General features: G+C 65.0%; 10 protein-coding genes, 1 tRNA gene and 1 pseudogene. 6 read left to right on the top strand and 6 right to left on the bottom strand.

What is annotated here, in order from left to right:
- A complete protein-coding gene (locus WM2015_RS12065; protein ID WP_049726278.1) occupies positions 1-1,056 on the top strand; it encodes a nucleotidyltransferase family protein in 1,056 nt (351 codons plus the stop codon).
- Between the two features lie 28 nt (positions 1,057-1,084).
- Here the strand turns inward: WM2015_RS12065 and WM2015_RS12060 are convergent, their stop codons facing one another.
- The 3 genes from WM2015_RS12060 to WM2015_RS12050 are packed head-to-tail and all read right to left on the bottom strand — an operon-like array spanning position 1,085 to position 3,654.
- The gene (locus WM2015_RS12060; RefSeq protein WP_156201150.1) at positions 1,085-1,558 is read right to left on the bottom strand and encodes a lasso peptide biosynthesis B2 protein; all 474 of its coding nucleotides are present in this window, start codon (positions 1,556-1,558) and stop codon (positions 1,085-1,087) included.
- Complete coding sequence (locus WM2015_RS12055) at positions 1,559-3,397, bottom strand: asparagine synthase-related protein (protein WP_049726276.1); 1,839 nt, start codon at positions 3,395-3,397, stop codon at positions 1,559-1,561.
- A gap of 47 nt (positions 3,398-3,444) precedes the next feature.
- Positions 3,445-3,654, bottom strand: a complete 210-nt coding sequence (locus WM2015_RS12050; protein WP_156201148.1) for a hypothetical protein — start codon at positions 3,652-3,654, stop codon at positions 3,445-3,447.
- 204 nt (positions 3,655-3,858) lie between these two features.
- Here WM2015_RS12050 and WM2015_RS16430 point away from each other — a divergent pair.
- A pseudogene (locus tag WM2015_RS16430) lies at positions 3,859-7,311 on the top strand (DUF7933 domain-containing protein); the annotation flags it as partial.
- Between the two features lie 927 nt (positions 7,312-8,238).
- Here the strand turns inward: WM2015_RS16430 and WM2015_RS16425 are convergent.
- On the bottom strand, positions 8,239-8,613 hold the full coding sequence (locus tag WM2015_RS16425) for a hypothetical protein (protein ID WP_425425145.1): 375 nt from the start codon (positions 8,611-8,613) through the stop codon (positions 8,239-8,241).
- Between WM2015_RS16425 and WM2015_RS16420 the strand changes: the two genes are divergently transcribed.
- Positions 8,581-10,722, top strand: a complete 2,142-nt coding sequence (locus WM2015_RS16420) for a C25 family cysteine peptidase (RefSeq protein ID WP_425425144.1) — start codon at positions 8,581-8,583, stop codon at positions 10,720-10,722. The two genes, WM2015_RS16425 and WM2015_RS16420, sit on opposite strands and share 33 nt — an antisense overlap.
- A gap of 227 nt (positions 10,723-10,949) precedes the next feature.
- Positions 10,950-12,254, top strand: a complete 1,305-nt coding sequence (locus WM2015_RS12040; protein ID WP_049726273.1) for a replication-associated recombination protein A — start codon at positions 10,950-10,952, stop codon at positions 12,252-12,254.
- Between the two features lie 2,719 nt (positions 12,255-14,973).
- On the opposite strand, the gene WM2015_RS12035 is transcribed toward WM2015_RS12040, so the two are convergent.
- A tRNA-Pro gene (locus WM2015_RS12035) sits at positions 14,974-15,050 on the bottom strand.
- Positions 15,051-15,315: 265 nt separating this feature from the next.
- Entirely contained in the window at positions 15,316-15,492 is a 177-nt protein-coding gene (locus WM2015_RS16065) for a hypothetical protein (protein ID WP_169751168.1), read from the bottom strand.
- Between WM2015_RS16065 and WM2015_RS12030 the strand changes: the two genes are divergently transcribed.
- Both WM2015_RS12030 and ppnN read left to right on the top strand, forming a co-directional pair.
- Entirely contained in the window at positions 15,491-18,691 is a 3,201-nt protein-coding gene (locus tag WM2015_RS12030) for a TonB-dependent receptor (protein ID WP_169751167.1), read from the top strand. The two genes, WM2015_RS16065 and WM2015_RS12030, sit on opposite strands and share 2 nt — an antisense overlap.
- Before the next feature lie 861 nt (positions 18,692-19,552).
- Positions 19,553-20,956, top strand: coding sequence for a nucleotide 5'-monophosphate nucleosidase PpnN (gene ppnN, locus WM2015_RS12025; RefSeq protein WP_260319138.1), 1,404 nt, complete (start codon positions 19,553-19,555; stop codon positions 20,954-20,956).
- Positions 20,957-21,920: the final 964 nt, after the last annotated feature.

Below are 21,920 nucleotides of genomic sequence, written 5' to 3'. Positions count from 1 at the left end.
ATGGCGAGCCTGCCCGAACGCCTGGCGGCCCTGCCGGGCCCGGCAGAGCGCATCCAGTGGCTGATCCGGCACCGCCTGCTCGGGCCGGCGGAACTGCTGGCCGAGCGTGGGCTGATTCCCGCCACCCTGCTGCCGCTGGCAAGGGCCGTCCTGGCCGAGCGGCCGGTGGTGCCGGTCGCACAGATCGAGGAAGAGCGTCGGGTGTTCCATGGCCTGGTCGAGGCCGGCCTTCGTATGCTGCCGCTGAAGGGCGCGCTGCTGGCCTACAGCTGTTACCCGGCACCGAATCAGCGCTGGCGATCCGACCTGGATGTGCTGGTCGACCCCGCCCAGCTTGCCGCGGCCCGCGTCGCGCTGACGAGCCTGGGCTATCGGCCGGTCTGGTCCGTGCCGGGTGGCACGCCGGTGGAGCAGGAGCCCTGGATGGCAAGGCATCCCTCCGGTGCCTGGAGCGTCGACCTGCACTGGGCGAATCGCAACCATCCCGTCCTGCGCGATCGTCTGTCCTTCGAAGAGCAATGGGCGGCGTCGGTGGAGATGCCCGGCCTGGGGCCGGGTGTTCAGGGTCAGTGTCCGGTCCATGCGCTACTGAACGCCGCGATGCACTGGTACGACAACCTCTACGACGAGCCCAGGCCCCTGGGCTGGCTGCTCGACATCGACCTGCTCTGGGTGCAGTTGGATGAAGCTGCGGTGAACGAGCTGCTGCGCCTGGCGGCGGATCGGCAGCTCAGCGGCCTGCTGGCGGGGGTCCTGCGGCAGACCGTGGCGCTGCTGAACACGCCCGTGCCTTCCGATGTCTTGAATTCGCTGGAAGCGGAGGGCGCCGACCAGCGCCCGACGCGCCTGATCGCCTTGAGTGGCCATCCGCTGCGCGCCTACCTGTTTTCCTTGTCCTGCGAGCCGGGCCCGCGCCGCAAGCTCCGGCGCCTGCGCTCGACCTTCTTTCCACCCGCTCAACACATGCGCGAACGCTACGGGGTCGATCGCCCCGTGGCGCTGATCGGTGCCTACTGGCGCCGGATGCGTTCTCGATTGGGCAAGCGCTCGCCCTGAAGCTCCCGGGCCGATGCGCTTCGGCCTCTCATCCTTCCCCGAAGTCCACGGTGGTGAAGCGGGCGACGATCTCGGCCGTTTCATCCATCGCGATCCCGTCCAGTTCGACCCAGGCGTGGGATTCGATCCCTGCCGAGCCCTGGCGCACGCCGATTCGCATCTCGGCCGGCAGGCCCTGGCTTCGCATCCACCAGCGCAGGGCCAGGGCGCGGGCCAGGCAGTGGGTGTCGGGGATGCGAGCGCCGATGCGTTTCAGGGCCGTGGCGCGATGCTGCCAGATGACCATGTCAGGCTCCGGCAGGCCCACTCCGCCCGGGCGCGCCTGGCCCTGGTCCTCCTCTCCGAGCTGCTCTGGCAGCTTCAGCGCTCCTACGTCGCCCAGCCAACGCTGAGCGCGGCGAATCCCCCCGAGTAGACACAGCCTGGCCAGCAGCAGGCGCCAGGCCGCTGGCCAGAGCGCGCGGCGCTCCATCCGCGACAGCTGGCGCCAGCGAGCCAACACTCAGGCTTTCTCCCAGTAGTCGCGCCACAGGGCGTAGCCGATGCATTGGTTGACGACCATCTGCTCCCTGGCGCTGGCCTTCTGCCGGCTGAGCGCTCGATCGATGTAGTCGGGTTCGACGTAGGCCTGCCAGCTGCGGTTGGATTCGAACAGGAATCCATGAATCCTCGATCGATTGTTGCTGAAGCCCGTCTCGAAGAAGCTGTTGAGTCGTCCGGTCCGAGGTTTCTTGCGGAGCACCTCGGGCATCTTCCCGATCATGGCCTGGCGCATGATCCATTTGTCGTAGCCCTCGCGGAAACTCAGATCGAAGGGCATCTGGAGCATCAGTTCGACCAGTGGCTGGTTGTGAAAGGGATCCCGTCGCTCGATGCCGTGCATGTGGGCGAAGTTGTTCTCCTGGGCGCGGCCAAAGCTCATCCTGCGGCCGAGCAGTTGGCGCGCGTAGTCCGGGTAGGCATGCCGATCGACGCCGGGCGGCTGGAGGCCCTCCCGGTCCTCTAGCAGCCTGTTCGCCCGGGGCGTCAGCCAGGGCGTGGCGTTGCGCTGCCTTCGGAAGGGAAGTCGCCGTCCGATCGGGTGGCGGACGGCCGGATCCCGGAGGAGTCCGCGCAGTCCGCCCACCTGAATAATCTCCTTCAGGCTCCGGGCGACGCCGGACAGGCCGAAGCGCCGCCACTGATCGATCAGCAACAGGGATCGCGGCGGGTAGATCAGGTCGCCGGCATTGCCGTTCAGGATGACTCGGCAATCCAGCGCTGCCGCCAGCTCGTAGCAGCGCTGGATCAGCGGTCGAAAGGCGTTGTAGAAGGGCAGGTCCGGGCTGATCGCCGCCGTACTCAGCTCGTCGAAGGGCTGGAGTGCGTCGCCTTCGAAGGCGTTCAGCGGTATCTCCAAGTGCTGGCAGATCCGTTCGATCCAGCGGGCTTCATTGGCCCGCGGGTGGCTGGGCAGTGTCCAGCTGACCGGTCTGAGGCTCCGCCCCGTGCCAGTCAGCCGCTCCTGGGCGAGCACGGCCGTGGGACCGGAATCCAGGCCGCCGGACAGCATGATGGCAACATCATCATGGCCGCCCAGATTGGCCTCGACGCTGGAGCGGAAGCGGCTCAGGAACAGGTCGATCCACTCGCGGTCGGAGTGGTCGGGCAGGTCGAGGTTCAGCCTCGTGTCGCGATCGCTCAGCTCCGCGCCGGCGCTGGTCATGCTCAGCCGCTGCCAGGGAAGGAGTTCATGTACCCCGGCAAAGGCGCTTTCGGAAGTTTCACGCTGGTAGTCGAAGGCCAGGAAGCGGGCGGCAAACCCTTCGTTCTCCGCCGCGGGCCGGCCGTTCAGGGTCGCCAGGCTGGCGCTGTTGGTGGCCAGCGCCCGTCGATGGCCGGTCTGCGACCAGTACAGGGCCCGGCCGCCCAGGCGATCGCGCTGGGCGAGGACGGTGTTGGCCGCCGGGTCGATGACGCAGAGCGCATAGTTGCCGTCGAGCCGGTCCAGCGCCGCCGGGCCGCCGGCCTCGAGCAGGCGCGCGATCAGTTCGAGTTCGTCGATGGGTCCGCTGGCATGGCCGGCAACGCCGTCCCTCAGCGAGGCGGCGTTGCTCAGGAAGCCATCGAAGGCAATCAGAAAGCGTGGTTCAGAGTGGCGTGTCTCGGAGGGAGGCGCGGCTGCGATGGAGTCTCGCCAGAGCAGGCAACGAGCGGGTGGGGCGACTGCCAGGGTCCAGTCCGCGGAGGTGACTCTGGACCAGCGGTCAGCAGGGATGCGGGTCGGGGCCAGCGATGATGTCCACGACGATTCGTTCGGACCTTCAGCGAAGCGGGCGCGCTCGAGCAGCAGGAAGGGCATGCCGGGCAGGACAGGGGGGCGAACCCGCCGACGTCAGCAGGGGATCACTACCAATCCTTTCCGCCGTTGTCGTCCCAGCCCTCTTCCTCATGTCCCACGCCACTGCCGGCGTTCTCCTCGGCTCCAGGCGCCCCGGAATCACCCGAACCCGGCGTCCCCCCCAGGGTGATGATGTCCAGCCGATGGCGCTTGAATTCCGGCTTTTCGTAAGGCAGCGGTGCTTCGGCCTCGGAGGATTGCTTGTTTTCCGTGTTCATGAAGATCTGTTCCCACCCTTTATCGAAACGATTTTCTTCGGGTTCATGGAGAATGCCGGAGCGTCCGATGAACCGCTCTTGATAGCAGTCTACCATGCCGATCCATTTCCGGGCGTTCCACGACAGTCAAGTCGTGCTGTGTAGAGCCCGATTCTATTGTATGCTCTGTAGTAATTGTCTCTCGGCTTCTTGAAAAGGGGAAAAATGATGATCAGGGTCTTGAACTGGGGGGGTGGAGCCGGGGTTTCCGGGTCCGACCTTCGCTCGAAGCCGTGGGTCCGAGGCTTGCGTGCCAGCGTGGGGGCGCTGGTGTTGAGCTTCGTGATGGCAGGCCACGCACTGGCCGATCTGACCGTGACGCCCATCACCTGGGATGTGGTCGGCCTGGACAGCAACCGTCCGCTGACCAGCGGGCCGGAACTCTTTCCGGTCGGGGCTCGGGTCTGCACCGATACGGCGATCAGCAACGCGACAGTCAATTTCATATGGGAAGACCTCAACGACGCGTTCATCTTTACCCGTCCCGGCTCCCTGTCGACCCTGGAATCGGGTCCGCTCGGTGTGGGCGAGTGCTTCGACGCCTACTTCGAGATCCAGCTGACGCGCTCTGCGGCGGCCTTCGACGAGATCCGGCCCTATCGAATCGACGCGACCGACAATGACTCAGCGCTGATCTTTTCCAGCCCGACGCCGCGCCAGATCTACGTCGAGCGCCTGATTTCCCAGAACCGCAACTCCACCCAGCAGATTCGCTGGGGCCAGCAGGCGAACCAGTCCGACTGGCAGATCCTGGGCGCCGGCGGCGGATTGAACCTGGCCGTGGGCCAGACCTATTTCATCGAGCTGATCACCCAGACCGCCACGGCCTACGAGCAGCTGCAGTCCTTCCTGACCCTGTCGAACACGATCTTTCAGGTCAAGTCCGTCGAGACGACCTACAGCGCCCTGACCGCACCGCCGACGCGCGTGCCGGTCCCGAACCCCAGTCTGTATGCCGATGGCTGCCTCTGGGAGCCGGATCCGAACAGCCCGAACTACCTGTCCTGCCTCGAAACCGGCAAGGCCGGGGGGCCGATCACCACCGTCTATGAAATCGACATCATCGCGGGCGGTGGCGAGCAGGTCGCCCTGCTGGCCCTGATCTACGACAAGTCGGGCAGCAGCTTCCACTACAACACGGACGTCAACCAGTCGCCGGGTGACATCATCATCAGTGACCCGACCGATGCGACGATCCAGAAGCGCTTCACGCCGTCGACGATCGCCGCCGACGGCACCTCCACGATGCGCCTGACCATTTCCAACCCGAACCCCTTCGAGGTCTCGGGCTACCGCTTCATCGACCCCCTGCCCAGCATCCCCTCGCTCGGCAGCATGCTGGTGGCCAACCCGGCCAACGCCAGCAGCTCGTGCGGCGGCACCCTGGTGGCAACGCCGGGCACGGCGACAGTGGACTTCAGCGGTGGCGTCATCGCCGCGAACAGCACCTGTACCATCCTCGTCGACGTGACCGTGCCCGCGGTCGTCGGTGCGACCTATCCCTTCGATCTGCTCAACTCCGTCGACCTGTTCGTCGGCGATGCGACCACGCCCTCGGATACGGCGACGGCCACGCTGACCGTGGTTGCTGAGCCGCCGCCGCCAGTTCAATGCACGCCGATCGCGCCAGGATCCAGCGTTGCTGAATGGTCGAGCTTCGAGTCGCTCAATAACCCGAATCATCCAACGACAGGACCAGTCGTGAATGATTTTGGCGTCACTACGGCAGCTGGCGCTGGTGTTGTCACTACAGTTGACAATAACAATCGTTGGGAAACGTCAGTCCCCAATGGAGAAGCCGTTGGTACAGCGAGAACCAACAATCGCTACTACGAGTTCGTGCTTGATACCACCGGCCTCGATTTGGTCAATCTGAGCTTCGTGGTATCACGTCAGAACAACAATGGGCCTTCGACGATCACCCTTGACTATGGTCCAGCGGGAAGCATTACGGAGAATGCGGCGCAGTGGGGCCCTGTCAATTCGGGAAGCCCGCCTTCCACCTTTTCGGTGGCCAACCTTACTAACCTGAACCCTGCCGGGAATACATTTTTCCGACTTATTGTTTCCGGCGCGAGTAACAACTCGAATATCCCCATTCGAATTCATTCGGCTAACTTTACCGGTCAGGGCGAAATCTGTACGACGATCACGGCCCTGACACCCCCGACGCTCGCCAAGGTCTTCAACCCCTCGACGGTCTACCCCGGTGAACCCTCGACCCTGACCTTCACGGTCACCAACCCGAACCCGGCCGATGCCCTCAACGGCGTGACCTTCCGCGACGAGCTCCCGCCCGGCATGACCAGCGTTGGCGGCAGCTTCGTGAACACGGGCTGCGGCGGCACCTGGGGCCTGGACGGCGGCGACCCGACGGTCCTGCTGTTGACCGATGCCGTGCTCGCCGGCGGCGCGTCCTGCACCCTGTCGGTCGATGTGACCTCGGACAGCATCGGCGACAACATCAACATCAGCGACCCGGTCGACGCGGACGAGACCCTGCCCGGTAACAGCGCCACCGACACGCTCGTGGTCCTGCCGCCGCCCCCGCCGGCCTCGATCGACAAGACCTTCGATCCGAACCCCTTGCTGAACACGGCAGGCAGCAGCACGCTGACCTTCCAGATCACCAACAACGATCCGACCCTGACGATCAGCCAGGTGGCCTTTACCGATACGCTGCCCACGACGCCCGTGGCCATGGTGCCTGCGGCGAGCCCGATCGTCTTCTCCGACAACGGCAACTGCGGCGGGGCGTTCAGCTTCACCTGGGACGGCTCGGCTCTGAACTTCAGCAACGGCGAGATCCTCGGTGGCCAGGTCTGCGAGCTCGAGATCAACGTGGTCGTGCCCGGATTGACGCCGGGCGATCTGCCGGCACAATTCGACAACCAGACAAGCACCGTCACGCACGTCTTCCAGGGCGTCACCTACACGGGCAATCAGGCTGATGCGACCTTGTTGGTTGACGAGCCCATCCCGGGGATCCAGATGCTCAAGCAGGTCGGCCTGCTGAACGACCCGGAAGCGGGCTGGGCGGACTACCTGGCCCTGCCGCTGGGCGGCGAGGTTTTCTACAAGCTGACGATCGAGAATATCGGTGAGACGCCGCTGGTCGACGTCAACTTCATTGATCCCAATCCCCAGGTCGATACCTCGGGCTGCCCGTCGAATTTTGCTCTGCCCGTGGTTAATCCGCTCCAACCTACGGACCACATCGCGGTCTGCATCATCGGGCCGGTCAACGCCGGCACGGCCGGGGTCTTCGTCAACACGGCGACGGCCACTGGAACGGGTAATGGCACGCCAGTGCAGGACAGCGATTCCGCGACCTATGCGACCACCGAGATCACCCTGGTCAAGAGCGCCGATCGCGCCAGCTTCGGCTTTGCCGGTGAGGTGATCAACTACAGCTTCACCGTCGAGAACACCGGCTTCGCCACCCTGCGGGGGCCGGTCCAGATCAACGACGACGTGATCGGCATCATTTCCTGCCCCGCGCTCAGCACCGTTGGAAATGGCGACAACTTCTTCAACCCGGGCGAAGTGGTCGTCTGCACGGCGAGCTACACCGCCACGGTCGCGGACGCCACCGCCGGCAGCGTCACCAACATCGCCTTCGCCTTCACGCCCGAAGACCAGTCCAACAACGACACGGTCACGGTCAATTACGTGTCCACGACCGACTTCGGCGATGCGCCCGCCAGCTACAGCACGCCGCTGGCGGCCAATGGCCCGCATCACGTGATCAGCGGGCCCTGGATGGCCGCCTATGGCAATGCCGTCGGCAACCCGGGCGCGAACGATACGGATGCGGACACGGACGGGATCGCCTCGGTGCTCGCCGACGGCGACCTCGGTGACGAGCAAGGCGTGGCCCTGGCCGACTTCCGCTCCTTCAGCACCGGACAGGCCGTGTCCTGCGACGGCGTGGAGATGACCAACGACCCGGTGGGCGATGTATTCGAGTACTGCGCTGCGGTTCGGGTGGTCAATCCGACCGGAAGCGATGCCCAGCTGGTCGGCTGGGTCGACTTCGGCGGGTCGGGCGTGTTCGGCAATACCTGCGGTACCGACGGCCAGATTTCGGCGAACTGCGGCCGCTCCGCCGCTGCCGTCCGCGTCGGTGCGACGGGACTGGTCGATTCGGGCGGTAGCTGCTCGGCCAGTGGTCTGGCCGCGGGCTCATCGATCGGCGGGGCCGACTTCACCACCGGCAATATCCCCGCCAACTGCGAGGGCGTCGTGGTGCTGGTCTGGCGCTACACGGCCGCTGACAGCCTGACCCTGAATGACACCTTCGCGCGCTTCCGGATCACCACCGACAGCACGAACGGCTTCTTCTCCGACCCGTCTCCGTTCGGTTTCCAGACCGACGGTGAGGTCGAGGACCACCTGATGGATTCCGGCACGATCCCGGTCAGCATCCACGCCTTCGAGTCGACCTTCACTCGCGAAGGCCTGGAAGTGCGCTGGTCGACCGCCTCGGAAACCAACAACCAGGGCTTCTACGTCTGGGGTGTGACGCGTGGCGGCGGTCTCGAGCTACTGACGCCGGAGATGATCCCCTCGAAAGCCGAGGGCATCGTCGAGCCGCAGCACTACACGGAAGTGATCCGTGGCGTGAGCCGCGGCGAGATCGGTGACCTGGTCATCACGGCGGTGGATAACTTCGGCGCCGAAGAGATGTACGGCTACTTCCGCGTCGGCGGTGCCTTCGGGCGCGAAAACGACGCCGATCAGATCGATTGGACGCCGATCCGTCAGGCGGCGGAAAATCGCATGCGCGGGCGTGGTTATCGCGCGATTGGAAACGCCTGGCGCCGCGAGACGGCGGGCGCGCGCGCGACGGTGAGCGCGGTGGACTTCAAGGTCAGCCAGCCGGGCATGCAGCAGATCAGCTTCGAGACGCTCCGCCAGGCGGGCCTGGATCTGACCGGCGTGAGAGTCGACGACATCGCGGTCACGCGCAACGGCGTGCCGGTGCCCCGCGTCCTGTCGACGACCACCTCGGGGAATCGCCGCGGCAGCAGCGTGGCTCGTGAGCGCGCCATCCTGTTCTGGGGTGAGCTGCCCGATGCGCCCGATTCGCTCTATATCGACGAGTACGTGTATCGGGTCGAGCTTCGTCCCGAGGCCGCGCTGTCGGCCCGGCCTCTAGATCGCCTCGGTGATCGGCCGACCCGCTTCTCGGATCTTCACTACGCGGTCCAGACGGTCGAGGAGGACGCGACCTACAGCCCCTTCAACGCCAACCCGGATCCGTGGTTCATGTACCGGCTCCGGTCCAACAGCAGTAGCGCGAACCGCTACAACGCGAGCTTCGAGGTCGGCGGCGAGATGCGCCGTGACATGACAGCGCGCGTCCGCGTCCGGATCGCCGGCCTGACGGACATGCCTGCCAGCCCCAATCACCGCATCCAGGTGTTCGTCAACGGCGAGGAATTCGAGGATTACTTCTTCGATGGCCAGACCACTCAGCTGATCGACATCGACGTGCCGGGGGATCGTTTCTTCCAGGGCGAGAACACGGTGACGGTGGTCTCGCCGGGCGGTCTGGAGGTCATCAGCCACAGCCTGCTCGACTCGGTGTCCCTGAGCTACCCGGTGGCCATGCGCGCCAAGGGCAATGCGCTGTACATCGCGGAGCCTCTCGTCACCGCGAGTGATCAGGGTCTGCGGGTCGACGGCTTCCGTCGGACCGGCTCGATGCATGCCTTCGGTTGGGATGGCGAGTCGCTCTTCGAAATTCCCGTGACTGCCGTGGGTCGCGAAGTCGCCGAATTCCCGCTGTTGTCCGAGCGCGATGCGGCTGATCCGGCCTACTGGGTGTCGACGAGCGATGCCTTCGTCCAGCCGACGCTGATCGGTGGCGTCGAGTCGGCCGACCTGGCTTCGGGCCTGGGTGAGCTGCTGCTGATCGTGCATCCCGCCTTCCTGCCGGCCGATCCGAGCGACTCGCACCCGCTCAACGACTACGTCGCGCATCGTCAGCAGGGCGGATGGACGGTGTCGGTGGTCGACATCACCGACATCCAGCTGCACTACGGTGGCGGCATGCCGCTGCCTGGCGCCGTCAACCACTTCCTGGTCGATGCGCTTTCGAGCTCGAAGGTCTCGCACGTCCTGCTGGTGGGCGGCGACAGCTACGACTATCGTGATCGCTACGAGCTCGGCAGCCTGAGCTTCATCCCGACCCATTACGCGGGCACCAGCTACGTTTCCCACACCCCGAGTGACGCACGACTTGCCGATCTCGACGGCGACGGCTTGTCGGATCTCGCACTGGGTCGCTGGCCGGTACGCACCCTCGATGATCTGCGGGTCAGCGTGCAGAAGGTGTTCGACTGGGAGGGCCGCCTCGCTGCCGATCGGTCGGCGGTCTGGCTGACGGACGAGAACGATCCGAAGATTCAGCCCTTCTCGAACCAGGCCGAGCGCATGCTCGACATCCTGCGCGGCACCGGCTGGCCCGAAGGCAACATCGACCGCATCTTCTTCGAGGAGATCATCGACGAGGGCGGAACGCCCGATCTGGCCCGTCAGCAATTGTTCCAGGCGCTCGAGAATGGCCGGACCCTGACCGGGTTCTCCGGGCACGGCTCGCCGACCCTGTGGTCGTTCCAGGGCATCCTGACCTCCGGTGACGTCGCTGAGCTCGGCAACCAGGGCCTTCCGACCCTGATCAGTACGGCCGCCTGCTACACCAGCTACTTCACCTCGCCGTTCAGCGAGACCCTGGCCCACCGTCTGATGAACGGGTTCGAGGTCGACACCTCGGGTGTGCCGGTGGCTGCGACCAACGGGGCGGTGGCCGTCCACGGCGCCGCGACCCTGTCGAACTACCTGCAGAACGAGATCTTCATGCGCACGGTGCTCGAGGGGCTCGTGGCCGGCGACACGCTGGGCGGAGCGATCCAGCAGGCGAGAATCCATGCGGCCGAACTGCATATGAACGATCTGGTCACCAACTGGACGCTCCTCGGTGACCCCACCCTGCGCCTGAGCGGCAACCAGCCGGGCAGGTAAGTCTCGGCCTTTTCGGCGCCGTTGCATTGCGGCGCTGAACGCCCGCCTGGTGGCAGTCGTCACGAGCATCCCGGGCCGCACCGCGGTTCCGGGGGGCTCGGGCGGGGCAGGGCGCCTGCTCCAACGCTGCGCTGTCACATTCGGAGGTCCAGACCGCACCCCCAGACTCGCAGCCTGGTCCGGCGCGGCACGCCATGGCCGGGCTGGACGCGGTAGCATGGCGGGCCATGAACGATCTCTTCGCATCGGACATCGAATCGTCGGCTGACGACGCCCCCCTGGCCGATCGCCTGCGGCCGAAGGGATTCGATGACGTCGTTGGTCAGGATCATCTGCTCGGCGACTCGGGTCCACTGCGGCGCATGGTGGAGGCCGGCCGCGTGAGCTCCCTGGTGTTCTGGGGGCCACCGGGCACCGGCAAGACCACCCTGTCGAGGCTATTGGCCGATGTGGGCGATCTGGAGTTCGTCCAGATCTCGGCGATCTTCTCCGGCGTGGCGGAGCTGAAGAAGATCTTCGAGGCTGCGCGGCTGCGGCGCCAGAACGGTCGTCGGACCCTGCTGTTCGTTGACGAGATCCATCGTTTCAATCGTTCGCAGCAGGACAGCTTCCTGCCGCACGTCGAGGACGGCACCATCACCCTGGTCGGGGCCACGACCGAGAACCCGAGCTTCGAGTTGAACGCGGCCCTGCTATCGCGGATGCAGGTGCTGGTGCTCAAGCGCCTGGACGACGCGGCCCTGGATCGCCTGCTGGGGCGGGCCGAGCGCCTGAGCGAGCGCGAGCTGCCGCTGGATGCGGAGGCGAGGGCGCTGCTGCGGGCGATGGCGGATGGCGATGGTCGCTACCTGCTCAATATGGTCGAGGCGATCTTCGATCTGGTGGGCGAGGGCGAGGAAGCGATCGGCCCGGATGCCCTGATGCGTCTGGTCCAGCGCCGTGCGGCTGCCTATGACAAGGACCGGGACGAGCATTACAACCTGATCTCGGCCCTGCACAAGTCCATGCGCGGCTCGGATGCCGATGCGGCCCTGTACTGGCTGGCGCGCATGCTCGCCGGTGGCGAGGACCCGCTCTATGTGGCGCGGCGGCTGATTCGCTTTGCCTCCGAGGATATCGGTCTGGCCGATCCCAATGCCCTGACTCAGGCCCTGGCCGCTCGCGAGGCTTTCGAGGTGCTGGGCTCGCCCGAGGGTGAGCTGGCGATCGCCCAGGCGGTGGTCTACCTGGCCACCGCGCCCAAGTCCAATGCCCTGTACCGGGCGCAGAAGTCGGCCTGGAAGACCGCTGGGCGCACCGGCTCCCTGATGCCGCCCAAGCACATCCTCAATGCGCCCACCGGCATGATGAAGGACCTGGGCTATGGCGACGGCTATGCCTATGACCACGACACGGAGCAGGGCTTCTCCGGCCAGAACTACTTCCCCGACGAGATGCAGCGCGAACGCTTCTACCAGCCGCCCGAACGCGGCTTCGAACGCGAAATCGTCAAACGCCTGAAATTCTGGGAAAAGCTACGGCAACGGGGCTGAACGCGGCACGACGCCGGGAAACCGTAGGTCGGGCCCACGCGCCCGACGGTCCATGCATCCGAAATCTCCGTCAACTCGACGGCGCAATGTCCCGGACATCACGGACAACCCGACGGACGGATGTCCCAGGCATCGAGGTGGATGCGGAGGCCAGCCGTTCCGTTGGCGATCGGTCGCGATGGCTTCGTTGGGACCCGGTTGACGGCGGCGAGATGTGTGTGTCGGGTTTTTGGTGGCCGTTGGCGGATCTCGCCGTCGGGTTGGCGGAGATGCCTGGGATATGGACCGTCGGGGACGTGGCCCCGACCTACGCCGGGTATCGATTTGCAGGGTCGATGTTGGTCGGGCGCGGGGCATCCGATGGTCCGGGGTGCCGTTGATCGGCAACGGTGGCGCACCGGGCACGATGTCGGCAAACCGTAGGTCGGGCCCACGCGCCCGACGGTCCATGCATCCGAAATCTCCGTCAACTCGACGGCGCAATGTCCCGGACATCACGGACAACCCGACGGACGGATGTCCCAGGCATCGAGGTGGATACGGAGGCCACCCGTTCCCGTTGGCGATCGGCCGCGATGGCTTCGTTGGGAGCCGGTCGACGGCGGCGAGATGTGTGTGTCGGGCATTTAATGGCCGTTGGCGGATCTCGCCGTCGGGTTGACGGAGAAGCCAGCGACATGGACCGTCGGGGACGTGGCCCCGACCTACGCCGGGTTTCGATTTGCGGGGTCGATGTTGGTCGGGCGCGGGGCATCCGATGGTCCGGGGTGCCGTTGATCGGCAACGGTGGCGCACCGAGCACGGTGTCGGCAAACCGTAGGTCGGGCCAGCGCAGGTTGGAGGCGTGGTGCGGTTGGCCGCAGGCCAGAAGCGCCGCGCCGGAGACTGGCCGCGCGTGCGCCCGACGGTCCATATCCCAGGCATCTCCGTCAACCCGACGGCGCAATGTTGCAGACATCACGGGCAACCCGACGCACGGATGTTCCAGGCATCGAGGTGGATGCGGAGGCCAGCCGTTCCGTTGGCGATCGGTTGCGATGGCTTCGTTGGGAGCCGGTCGACGGCGGCGAGATGTGTGTGTCGGGCATTTAATGGCCGTTGGCTTATCTCGCCGTCGAATTGACGGAGAAGCCAGCGACATGGACCGTCGGGGACGTGGCCCCGACCTACGCAGGGTTTCGATTTGCAGGGTCGAAGTTGGTCGGGCGCGGCGCCTCGGATGGTCCGGGGTGCCGTTGATTGGTACCGGTGGCGCACCGGGGCACGATGTCGGCAAACCGTAGGTCGGGCCAGCGCAGGTTGGAGGCGTGGTGCGGTTGGCCGCAGGCCAGAAGCGCCGCGCCGGAGACTGGCCGCGCGTGCGCCCGACGGTCCATGCATCCGAAATCTCCGTCAACTCGACGGCGCAATGTCCCGGACATCACGGACAACCCGACGGACGGATGTCCCAGGCATCGAGGTGGATGCGGAGGCCCCCGTTCCGTTGGCGATCGGTCGCGATGGCTTCGTTGGGACCCGGTTGACGGCGGCGAGATGTGTGTGTCGGGTTTTTGGTGGCCGTTGGCGGATCTCGCCGTCGGGTTGGCGGAGATGCCTGGGATATGGACCGTCGGGGACGTGGCCCCGACCTACGCCGGGTATCGATTTGCAGGGTCGATGTTGGTCGGGCGCGGGGCATCCGATGGTCCGGGGTGCCGTTGATCGGCAACGGTGGCGCACCGAGCACGGTGTCGGCAAACCGTAGGTCGGGCCAGCGCAGGTTGGAGGCGTGGTGCGGTTGGCCGCAGGCCAGAAGCGCCGCGCCGGAGACTGGCCGCGCGTGCGCCCGACGGTCCATATCCCAGGCATCTCCGTCAACCCGACGGCGCAATGTTGCAGACATCACGGACAACCCGACGGACGGATGTCCCAGGCATCGAGGTGGATACGGAGGCCACCCGTTCCCGTTGGCGATCGGCCGCGATGGCTTCGTTGGGAGCCGGTCGACGGCGGCGAGATGTGTGTGTCGGGCATTTAATGGCCGTTGGCGGATCTCGCCGTCGGGTTGACGGAGAAGCCAGCGACATGGACCGTCGGGGACGTGGCCCCGACCTACGCCGGGTTTCGATTTGCGGGGTCGATGTTGGTCGGGCGCGGGGCATCCGATGGTCCGGGGTGCCGTTGATCGGCAACGGTGGCGCACCGAGCACGGTGTCGGCAAACCGTAGGTCGGGCCAGCGCAGGTTGGAGGCGTGGTGCGGTTGGCCGCAGGCCAGAAGCGCCGCGCCGGAGACTGGCCGCGCGTGCGCCCGACGGTCCATATCCCAGGCATCTCCGTCAACCCGACGGCGCAATGTTGCAGACATCACTGGCAGCCCGACGCACGGATGTCCCAGGCAACGAGGTGGATGCGGAGGCCAGCCGTTCCATTGGCGATCGGTTGCGATGGCTTCGTTCGGACCCGGTTGACGGCGGCAAGATGTGTGTGTCGGGTTTTTGATGGCCGTTGGCGGATCTCGCCGTCGGGTTGGCGGAGATGCCTGGGATATGGACCGTCGGGGACGTGGCCCCGACCTACGCCGGGTTTCGGTTTGCGGGGTCGATGTTGGTCGGGCGCGGAGAACCCCAGGCACGGATGCTCGGCTCTCGAACGTCGCGGTGAAGATCGCAGACAAAAAGAAAGCCCGGCAGGCGAACCTGCCGGGCTTTCCGCGTCGTTTGGGGCCGACCATCGTGATACTGGTCGGGGTGAGAGGATTTGAACCTCCGGCCCCTGCCTCCCGAAGACAGTGCTCTACCAGGCTGAGCTACACCCCGACGAAGCTCGCCATTATAGCGGAAGGATTCTCGGGGCAGCAAGGCCCTGATCGAGATTTTCCGGTTTTCGCGCGTCCTGTCATCGGCGCTGGAGCCCCGCCAAGAAAGGCAATGCTCGCGGAGCCCTCGGAAAATCCCGTGATGTGCGTCAAATAACGGCCTTCCGGGCCGCTTTCGGCGCGACGGGGGATGTTAAATTCGTGTAATATGGGCGTAATGACTTATCCCTACACTGGTCGGACTGGATCAGTGCTCGATGGATGAGTCATGCCAGAGGGGAGTTCCAGCGACCCTGGGGATTGCCCGCTTTACCGCTTGTCACGCCAAAAATTTGTATGGAGACGTTCATGAAATCCTTCGGATCCTCAAGAGGATTAACGGCCTGGACGGTGTCTTCGCTGTCATTCGCGCTGCTCAGCCTGCTTTTCGCAGTCAGCGCCATGGCACAGGTCACCTCCTCAAACATCCGTGGTCAGGTCACTGACCAGAGCGGGGAAGGCATCGCCAATGCCGTCGTGGAGATCGTCCACGTTCCCTCCGGCACCGTCAGCACCGCGGAAACGGGTCCGTCGGGCCAGTTCTTCCAGAGCGGTCTGCGTGTCGGTGGTCCCTACCGCATCACCGTCACCGCTGACGACTACCGCGGCAGCGATCTCGACGAGATCTTCCTGCAGCCGGGTTCGCAGGATCCGTTCCGCTTCGTCCTCGAAGGCGACACGGCGGACCTGGACGCCATCACCGTTACCTCCGTGGCCCTGCCGGCCGCTGTCGAGCTGAACAACGGTGTGGGTTCGACCTACTCCGCGCGCGACATCGCCAACATGCCGACCACCGAGCGTGACGTCCTGAAGACGATCGCCCGTGATCCGCTGGCCAACTCCGACTCCACGGGTGAGCTGACCGTCGCCGGTACCAACCCGCGCTTCAACGGTCTGTCCATCGACGGCTCCCTGCAGCAGGACGATTTCGGTCTGGGCAGCAACACCTACGCCACCGCGCGTTCGCCCATCAACCTGGACGTCATCGAGTCGGCCACCCTGGTCGCCTCCGACTACTCCGTGACCACCTCCGGCTTCACCGGCGGTCTGGTCAACGTCGTGACCAAGTCCGGTAGCAACGAGTTCGACGGCTCGATCTACTACGCCTACCAGGACGACAGCTTCATCGGCGACGACTACGACGGCGGTCGCTTCAACGCGGGCGAGTTCGAAGAAGAAGAGTACGGCTTCTTCGTCAGCGGTCCGATCATCAAGGACCGCCTGTTCTTCCTCCTCTCCTACGATGAGTACGACACCAGCTCTCCGGTTGACTTCGCTCGCTTCGACAGCGACAACCAGATCGATCCGGCCTTCTTCACCACCGTGACCAACGTGGTCCAGGACCTGTATGGCTTCAACGCCCAGGGCCGTCCGGCTGCTTCGCAGATTCCGGAGACCTCCGAGCGTCTGCTGGCCAAGGTCGACTGGAACATCAACTACGACCACCGCGCGTCCTTCACCTACCAGAGCACGGAAGAAACCGGTACCAGCGTCGGCGCCGGCGAGTTCGTCTCGGCCTGGTACGACATTCCGGTGGATCTGGAAGCCTACACGGCTCAGCTGTTCTCCGACTGGACCTACAACTTCTCGACCACGCTCCGCATCAACTACAAGGAGTTCTCTCGTGGTCAGAACTGCCGCGCCGGTGCCGGCGTCGGTGCCTTCGAGCTGGACGACTGGCAGCAGGCTGACCTGGTCGGCACGCCGTTCGAAGGTCTGCTGGGCGAAGACCAGGGTGGCGCCTTCATCCTGGGTTGCGACCGCTTCCGTCACGCCAACGTCTTCGAAGACGACCGTCTGCAGATCTTCGCTTCCGGTGACTACTTCTTCGGCGACCACGTCCTGACCTTCGGTGCCGAGTACGAAGAGTACAACCTGTTCAACCTGTTCCTGGCCAGCTCCAACGGTCGTTTCGTCTTCGAAACCCCGCAGCAGCTGCTGAACCGCACCCCGGCTTTCGTCGACTACGTCAACGTGCCGTCGAACAACGTCAACGATGGCGCCTCCGAGTGGGGCTACAACAAGCTGACCTTCTTCGTGCAGGATCGCTGGGCGGTCACGCCGGACTTCGAACTGAGCTATGGTCTGCGCTACGAGCGCTTCGACCAGAGCGATTCCCCGGCCTTCAGCCAGGAAATCTTCGACACCTACGGCGTCGACAGCTCGAACAACCTCGACGGCAATGATCTGATCATGCCGCGCGTCGGCTTCCTGTGGCAGCCGTGGGCCCGCACCACCATCAGCGGCGGCTTCGGTCTGTTCGCCGGTGGCGATCCGAAGGTCTGGACCTCCAACGCCTTCCAGCCGCTGACCAACTTCGCCCGTTCGCGCAATGTCACCAATGCCGATATCTTCAACGTCCCGGCCGAGCTGATCGCAGCGGTTGCCAACGGTGGCTCCGGCGTGCCGATCGACTACATTGCCGACGACTTCGAAACCCCGTCGGACTGGAAGGCCTCGCTGCGTTTCGAGCGGAGCTTCGACATCAATGATTTCTTCGGCATGGACTGGGGCAACAACTACCTGTTCTCCGCCCAGTACCTGTACACCCGTTCGCGTGACGGCTTCACCTGGCGCAACCTGGCCCAGACCAACCTGGCCGATGCCCTGCCGACCGGTGTGGCTCCGGACGGTCGTGTGATCTATGCCGATCTGAACGATCTGGACATCATCAACCTGACCGAGCTGGGCAACGTCGACGGTGCCGAGTCGCACACCTTCACCCTGCAGCTGGCCAAGGTGTTCGACAACGGCTTCAACTTCGACATCAGCTACGCTTACCAGGACGTCGAGTCCCCGACCCCGGGCACCTCGTCGCGCGGTATCTCGAACTGGCGTTCGCTGTACACCACGGATCGCAACAACCCGGATCCGACCGTGTCGCCGTTCCAGACCGAGCATGCCTTCAAGATCGCTCTGGGCTACGAGAACACCTTCATCGGTGATCTGAGCACCCGCTTCGACCTGTTCGGTCAGTTCCTGAGCGGCGACCAGTGGAGCACGGCCTTCGACATCAGCTCTTCGAACGCCCTGTTCGGTCGCGCCGGTGCCGGTGAGAGCCCGTTCGACAACAGCCCGCTCTACATCCCGAGCCCGGGTAACGATCCGCTGGTGGTCTACGGTTCCGGCTTCGACGTGGAAGGCTTCTTCAACTACGTCAACCAGAACGGCATTTCGACCGGTCAGATCCACGACCCGTACTCGAATCGCTCGGCCTGGAACAGCGTCTGGGATCTGCGTATCCAGCAGGAACTGCCGGGCATCCCGGGTCTGGACCGTTTCATTGGCGACAATCGCTTCAAGCTGATTCTCGACATCGACAACGTCCTGAACCTGATCGACAGCGATTGGGGTCGTTGGGACGATGGCCCGAGCTTCGGCCAGGCCAACATCGTCCAGGCTGACTTGATCTCGGTGGCCGACCTGAACGCCCTGGGCGTGGACGGTGCTCCGGCCCTGCGTGGTGACGATCCGCGCACGGTCTGCCAGAGCGCGTCGGACTGCGTCTACCGCTACAACGATTTCGATAACGATCCGGTCGACTTCACCTCTGCAAGTCGCTCGATCTACGAAATCCGTCTGACCCTGCGCTACGATTTCTGATCGAAGCTCAAACCGTCAGACCGGAAACGGCCAGCCTCGCGCTGGCCGTTTTCTTTTGTGGGGTGTGGAATTGGTGGCCACCCGTTTTCCTTGGCGATCGGTTGCGGGCGGCCGCGATGGCTTCGTTCGGGCGCGGGTGACGGCTGCGAGATTTGTGTGTCGGGTTTTTGGAGGTGGTTGGCGCATCTCGCGGTCGGGTTGACGGAGATGCCTGCGACATTGACCGTCGGCCGCGTGGGGCCGACCTACGCAGGGTTTCGATGCGGATGGTCGATGTTGGTCGGGCGCGGGGCATCCGATGATCCGGGATGCCGTTGATCGACCACAGTGGCGCACTGGGCACGGTGCCGGAGAAACCGTAGTCCATGCATCCGAGGTCTCCTTCAACCCGACGACGCAATGTTCCAGGCACCCCGGAGAACCCGACGCACGGATATTGCCGAAATCCATGGGCATGCGACGGCGCGAGGCTCCCGATGGTGAAGGAACCGTAGGTCGGGCTCACACGCGTGGCCGCCCTGCACCAAGGCGCTTCTTGCCTGCGGCAAACCGCTCCTTGCCTCCGGGCTACGCTCCCGACGGTTCATGCATCCAATATCTCCGTCAACCCGACGGCGCAATGCCCCGGACATGGCGGGCAACCCGACGCGCAGACGTTGCAGTAATCGAGGTGATCTGGAGGCCGCCGGTTTCCCTTGGCCAACGGGTGCGGGCGGCCGCGATGGCACCCTTCGACCCCGGGCATCCGGTCATGCGGGGTGCCCACGCCATCCGATCGAACAGCAGAAATTGACTGTGCCTTCAGCCCGGATTTGTTTTACTCTTGATCGCTTACCTCGAACAACAATGACAAGTAAAGACATGGATTCTCAAGCCGAAATGCAGACCACGCCGAGTTGCCAGTCCGATCGGGTGACGACCTCGGTCTATCCCGCTGGTGCCCTCAACATGCTCTCGCGCGAGGAAGTCGCGCGCCTGTCCAACGCCTCGGAAGAAATGGGGGAAGTGCTGCGTCGCTGTGCGCTCGCGGTGCTGAATTCGGGCGAGCAGGGTGACGATGCCGAGGCCATGCTGGCCAAGTACCACGATTTCCAGATCCAGGTGCATCAGGTCAATCGCGGCATGCGGATCGATCTGCAGAACGCGCCGGCCTGTGCTTTCGTCGACGGCAAGATGATCCACGGGATTCGCGAGCTGCTGTCGGCCGTGGTGCGGGACATCGTCTATTTCGAGACCGAGATCCACCCCAATCCCTACTTCGATCTCAGCGACAGCGAAGGCGTGACCAATGCCGTCTTCGAGATCGTGCGCAATGCGCGCGTCGTCGACGCCCAGCGCGAGCCGAACCTGGTGGTCTGCTGGGGCGGTCACTCGATCAGCGGTGAAGAATACGATTACACCAAGGAAGTCGGCTACCAGCTCGGCCTGCGGGGTCGTGACATCTGCACGGGCTGTGGCCCGGGAGCGATGAAGGGGCCGATGAAGGGCGCGACCATCGCGCATGCCAAGCAACGCACGCTGCCGGGGCACTATGTCGGCGTGTCCGAGCCGGGCATCATCGCCGCCGAGTCCCCCAACCCGATCGTCAACGAGCTGATCATCCTGCCGGACATCGAAAAGCGTCTGGAGGCCTTCGTCCGCATCGGTCACGGCATCGTCGTCTTCCCGGGCGGGGTAGGGACGGCCGAGGAGATCCTGTTCATCCTCGGCGTCATGCTCAATCCGGCCAACCGCGAGATGCCGCTGCCGCTGATCTTCACCGGCCCGGCCTCGGCAGGCGACTACTTCGAGGAAATCGACCGCTTCATCGGCCTGACGCTCGGCGAGGAAGCGCGCGAGCTCTATTCGATCATCATCGATGACCCGGTGGCGGTGGCGCGCGAGATGACCGCCGGGATCGAGCGGGTGCGGGACTTCCGCGTCCAGGTCAATGACGCCTTCTACTTCAACTGGCTGCTGAAGATCGACCCCGATTTCCAGCGCCCCTTCGAGCCGACCCACCAGGCCATGTCCGAGCTGCGGATCTCCCGTGATCTGCCGCGCCACGAGTTGGCGGCCAATCTGCGCCGGGCCTTCTCCGGTATCGTCGCCGGCAACGTCAAGCCGAACGGCGTGCGCGCCATCCGCGAGCACGGCCCGTTCCAGATCCAGGGCGAGCCGGAGATCATGGAGGCCCTGGACCAGCTGCTCACCCGCTTCGTGGCCCAGCACCGCATGAAGCTCCCCGGCGGCGAAGTCTACGAGCCCTGCTATCGGATCGTTTGATCGGCCGTCGGGCCGCGATTCGCGGGCTCGATGTCGGTCGGGCGCGGCGCCTCGGATGGTCCGGGGTGCCGTGGATCGACGCCGATGGCGCACCGGGCACGATGTCGGCAAACCGTAGGTCGGGCCAGCGCAGGTTGGAGGCGTGGTGCGGTTGGCCGCAGGCCAGAAGCGCCGCGCCGGAGACTGGCCGCGCGTGCGCCCGACGGTCCATGTTTCAAACATCTCCGTCAACCCGACGGCGCAATGTTGCAGACATCGCGGGCAACCCGACGCACGGGTGTCCCAGGCATCGAGGTGGATGCGGAGGCCCCCCGTTCCTTTGGCGATCGGCCGCGATGGCTTCGTTCGGACCCGGTCGACGGCTGCGAGATGTGTGTGTCGGGTTTTTTGGTGGCCGTTGGCGGATCTCGCCGTCGGGTTGACGGAGATGCCTGGGATATGGACCGTCGGGGACGTGGCCCCGACCTACGCCGGGTTTCGATGCGGATGGTCGATGTTGGTCGGGCGCGGGGCATTCGATGGTCCGGGGTGCCGTTGATCGGCACCGGTGGCGCACCGGGCACGATGTCGGAGAACCGTAGGTCGGGCCCACGCGCCCGACGGTCCATGTTTCAAACGTCTCCGTCAACCCGACGGCGCAATGTTGCAGACATCACGGGCAACCCGACGCACGGATGTCCCAGGCAACGAGGTGGATGCGGAGGCCCCCGTTCCCGTTGGCGATCGGTTGCGATGGTTTCGTTGGGACCCGGTTGACGACTGCGAGATGTGTGTGTCGGGTTTTTGATGGCCATTGGCGGATCTCGCCGTCGGGTTGACGGAGATGCCTGGGATATGGACCGTCGGGGACGTGGCCCCGACCTACGCCGGGTTTCGATGCGGATGGTCGATGTTGGTCGGGCGCGGGGCATTCGATGGTCCGGGGTGCCGTTGATCGGCACCGGTGGCGCACCGGGCACGATGT

Origin of the sequence: Wenzhouxiangella marina (assembly GCF_001187785.1) — a bacterium.
GTDB classification, from domain to species: domain Bacteria; phylum Pseudomonadota; class Gammaproteobacteria; order Xanthomonadales; family Wenzhouxiangellaceae; genus Wenzhouxiangella; species Wenzhouxiangella marina.
This window is presented reverse-complemented; position numbering and strand designations above follow the sequence as displayed.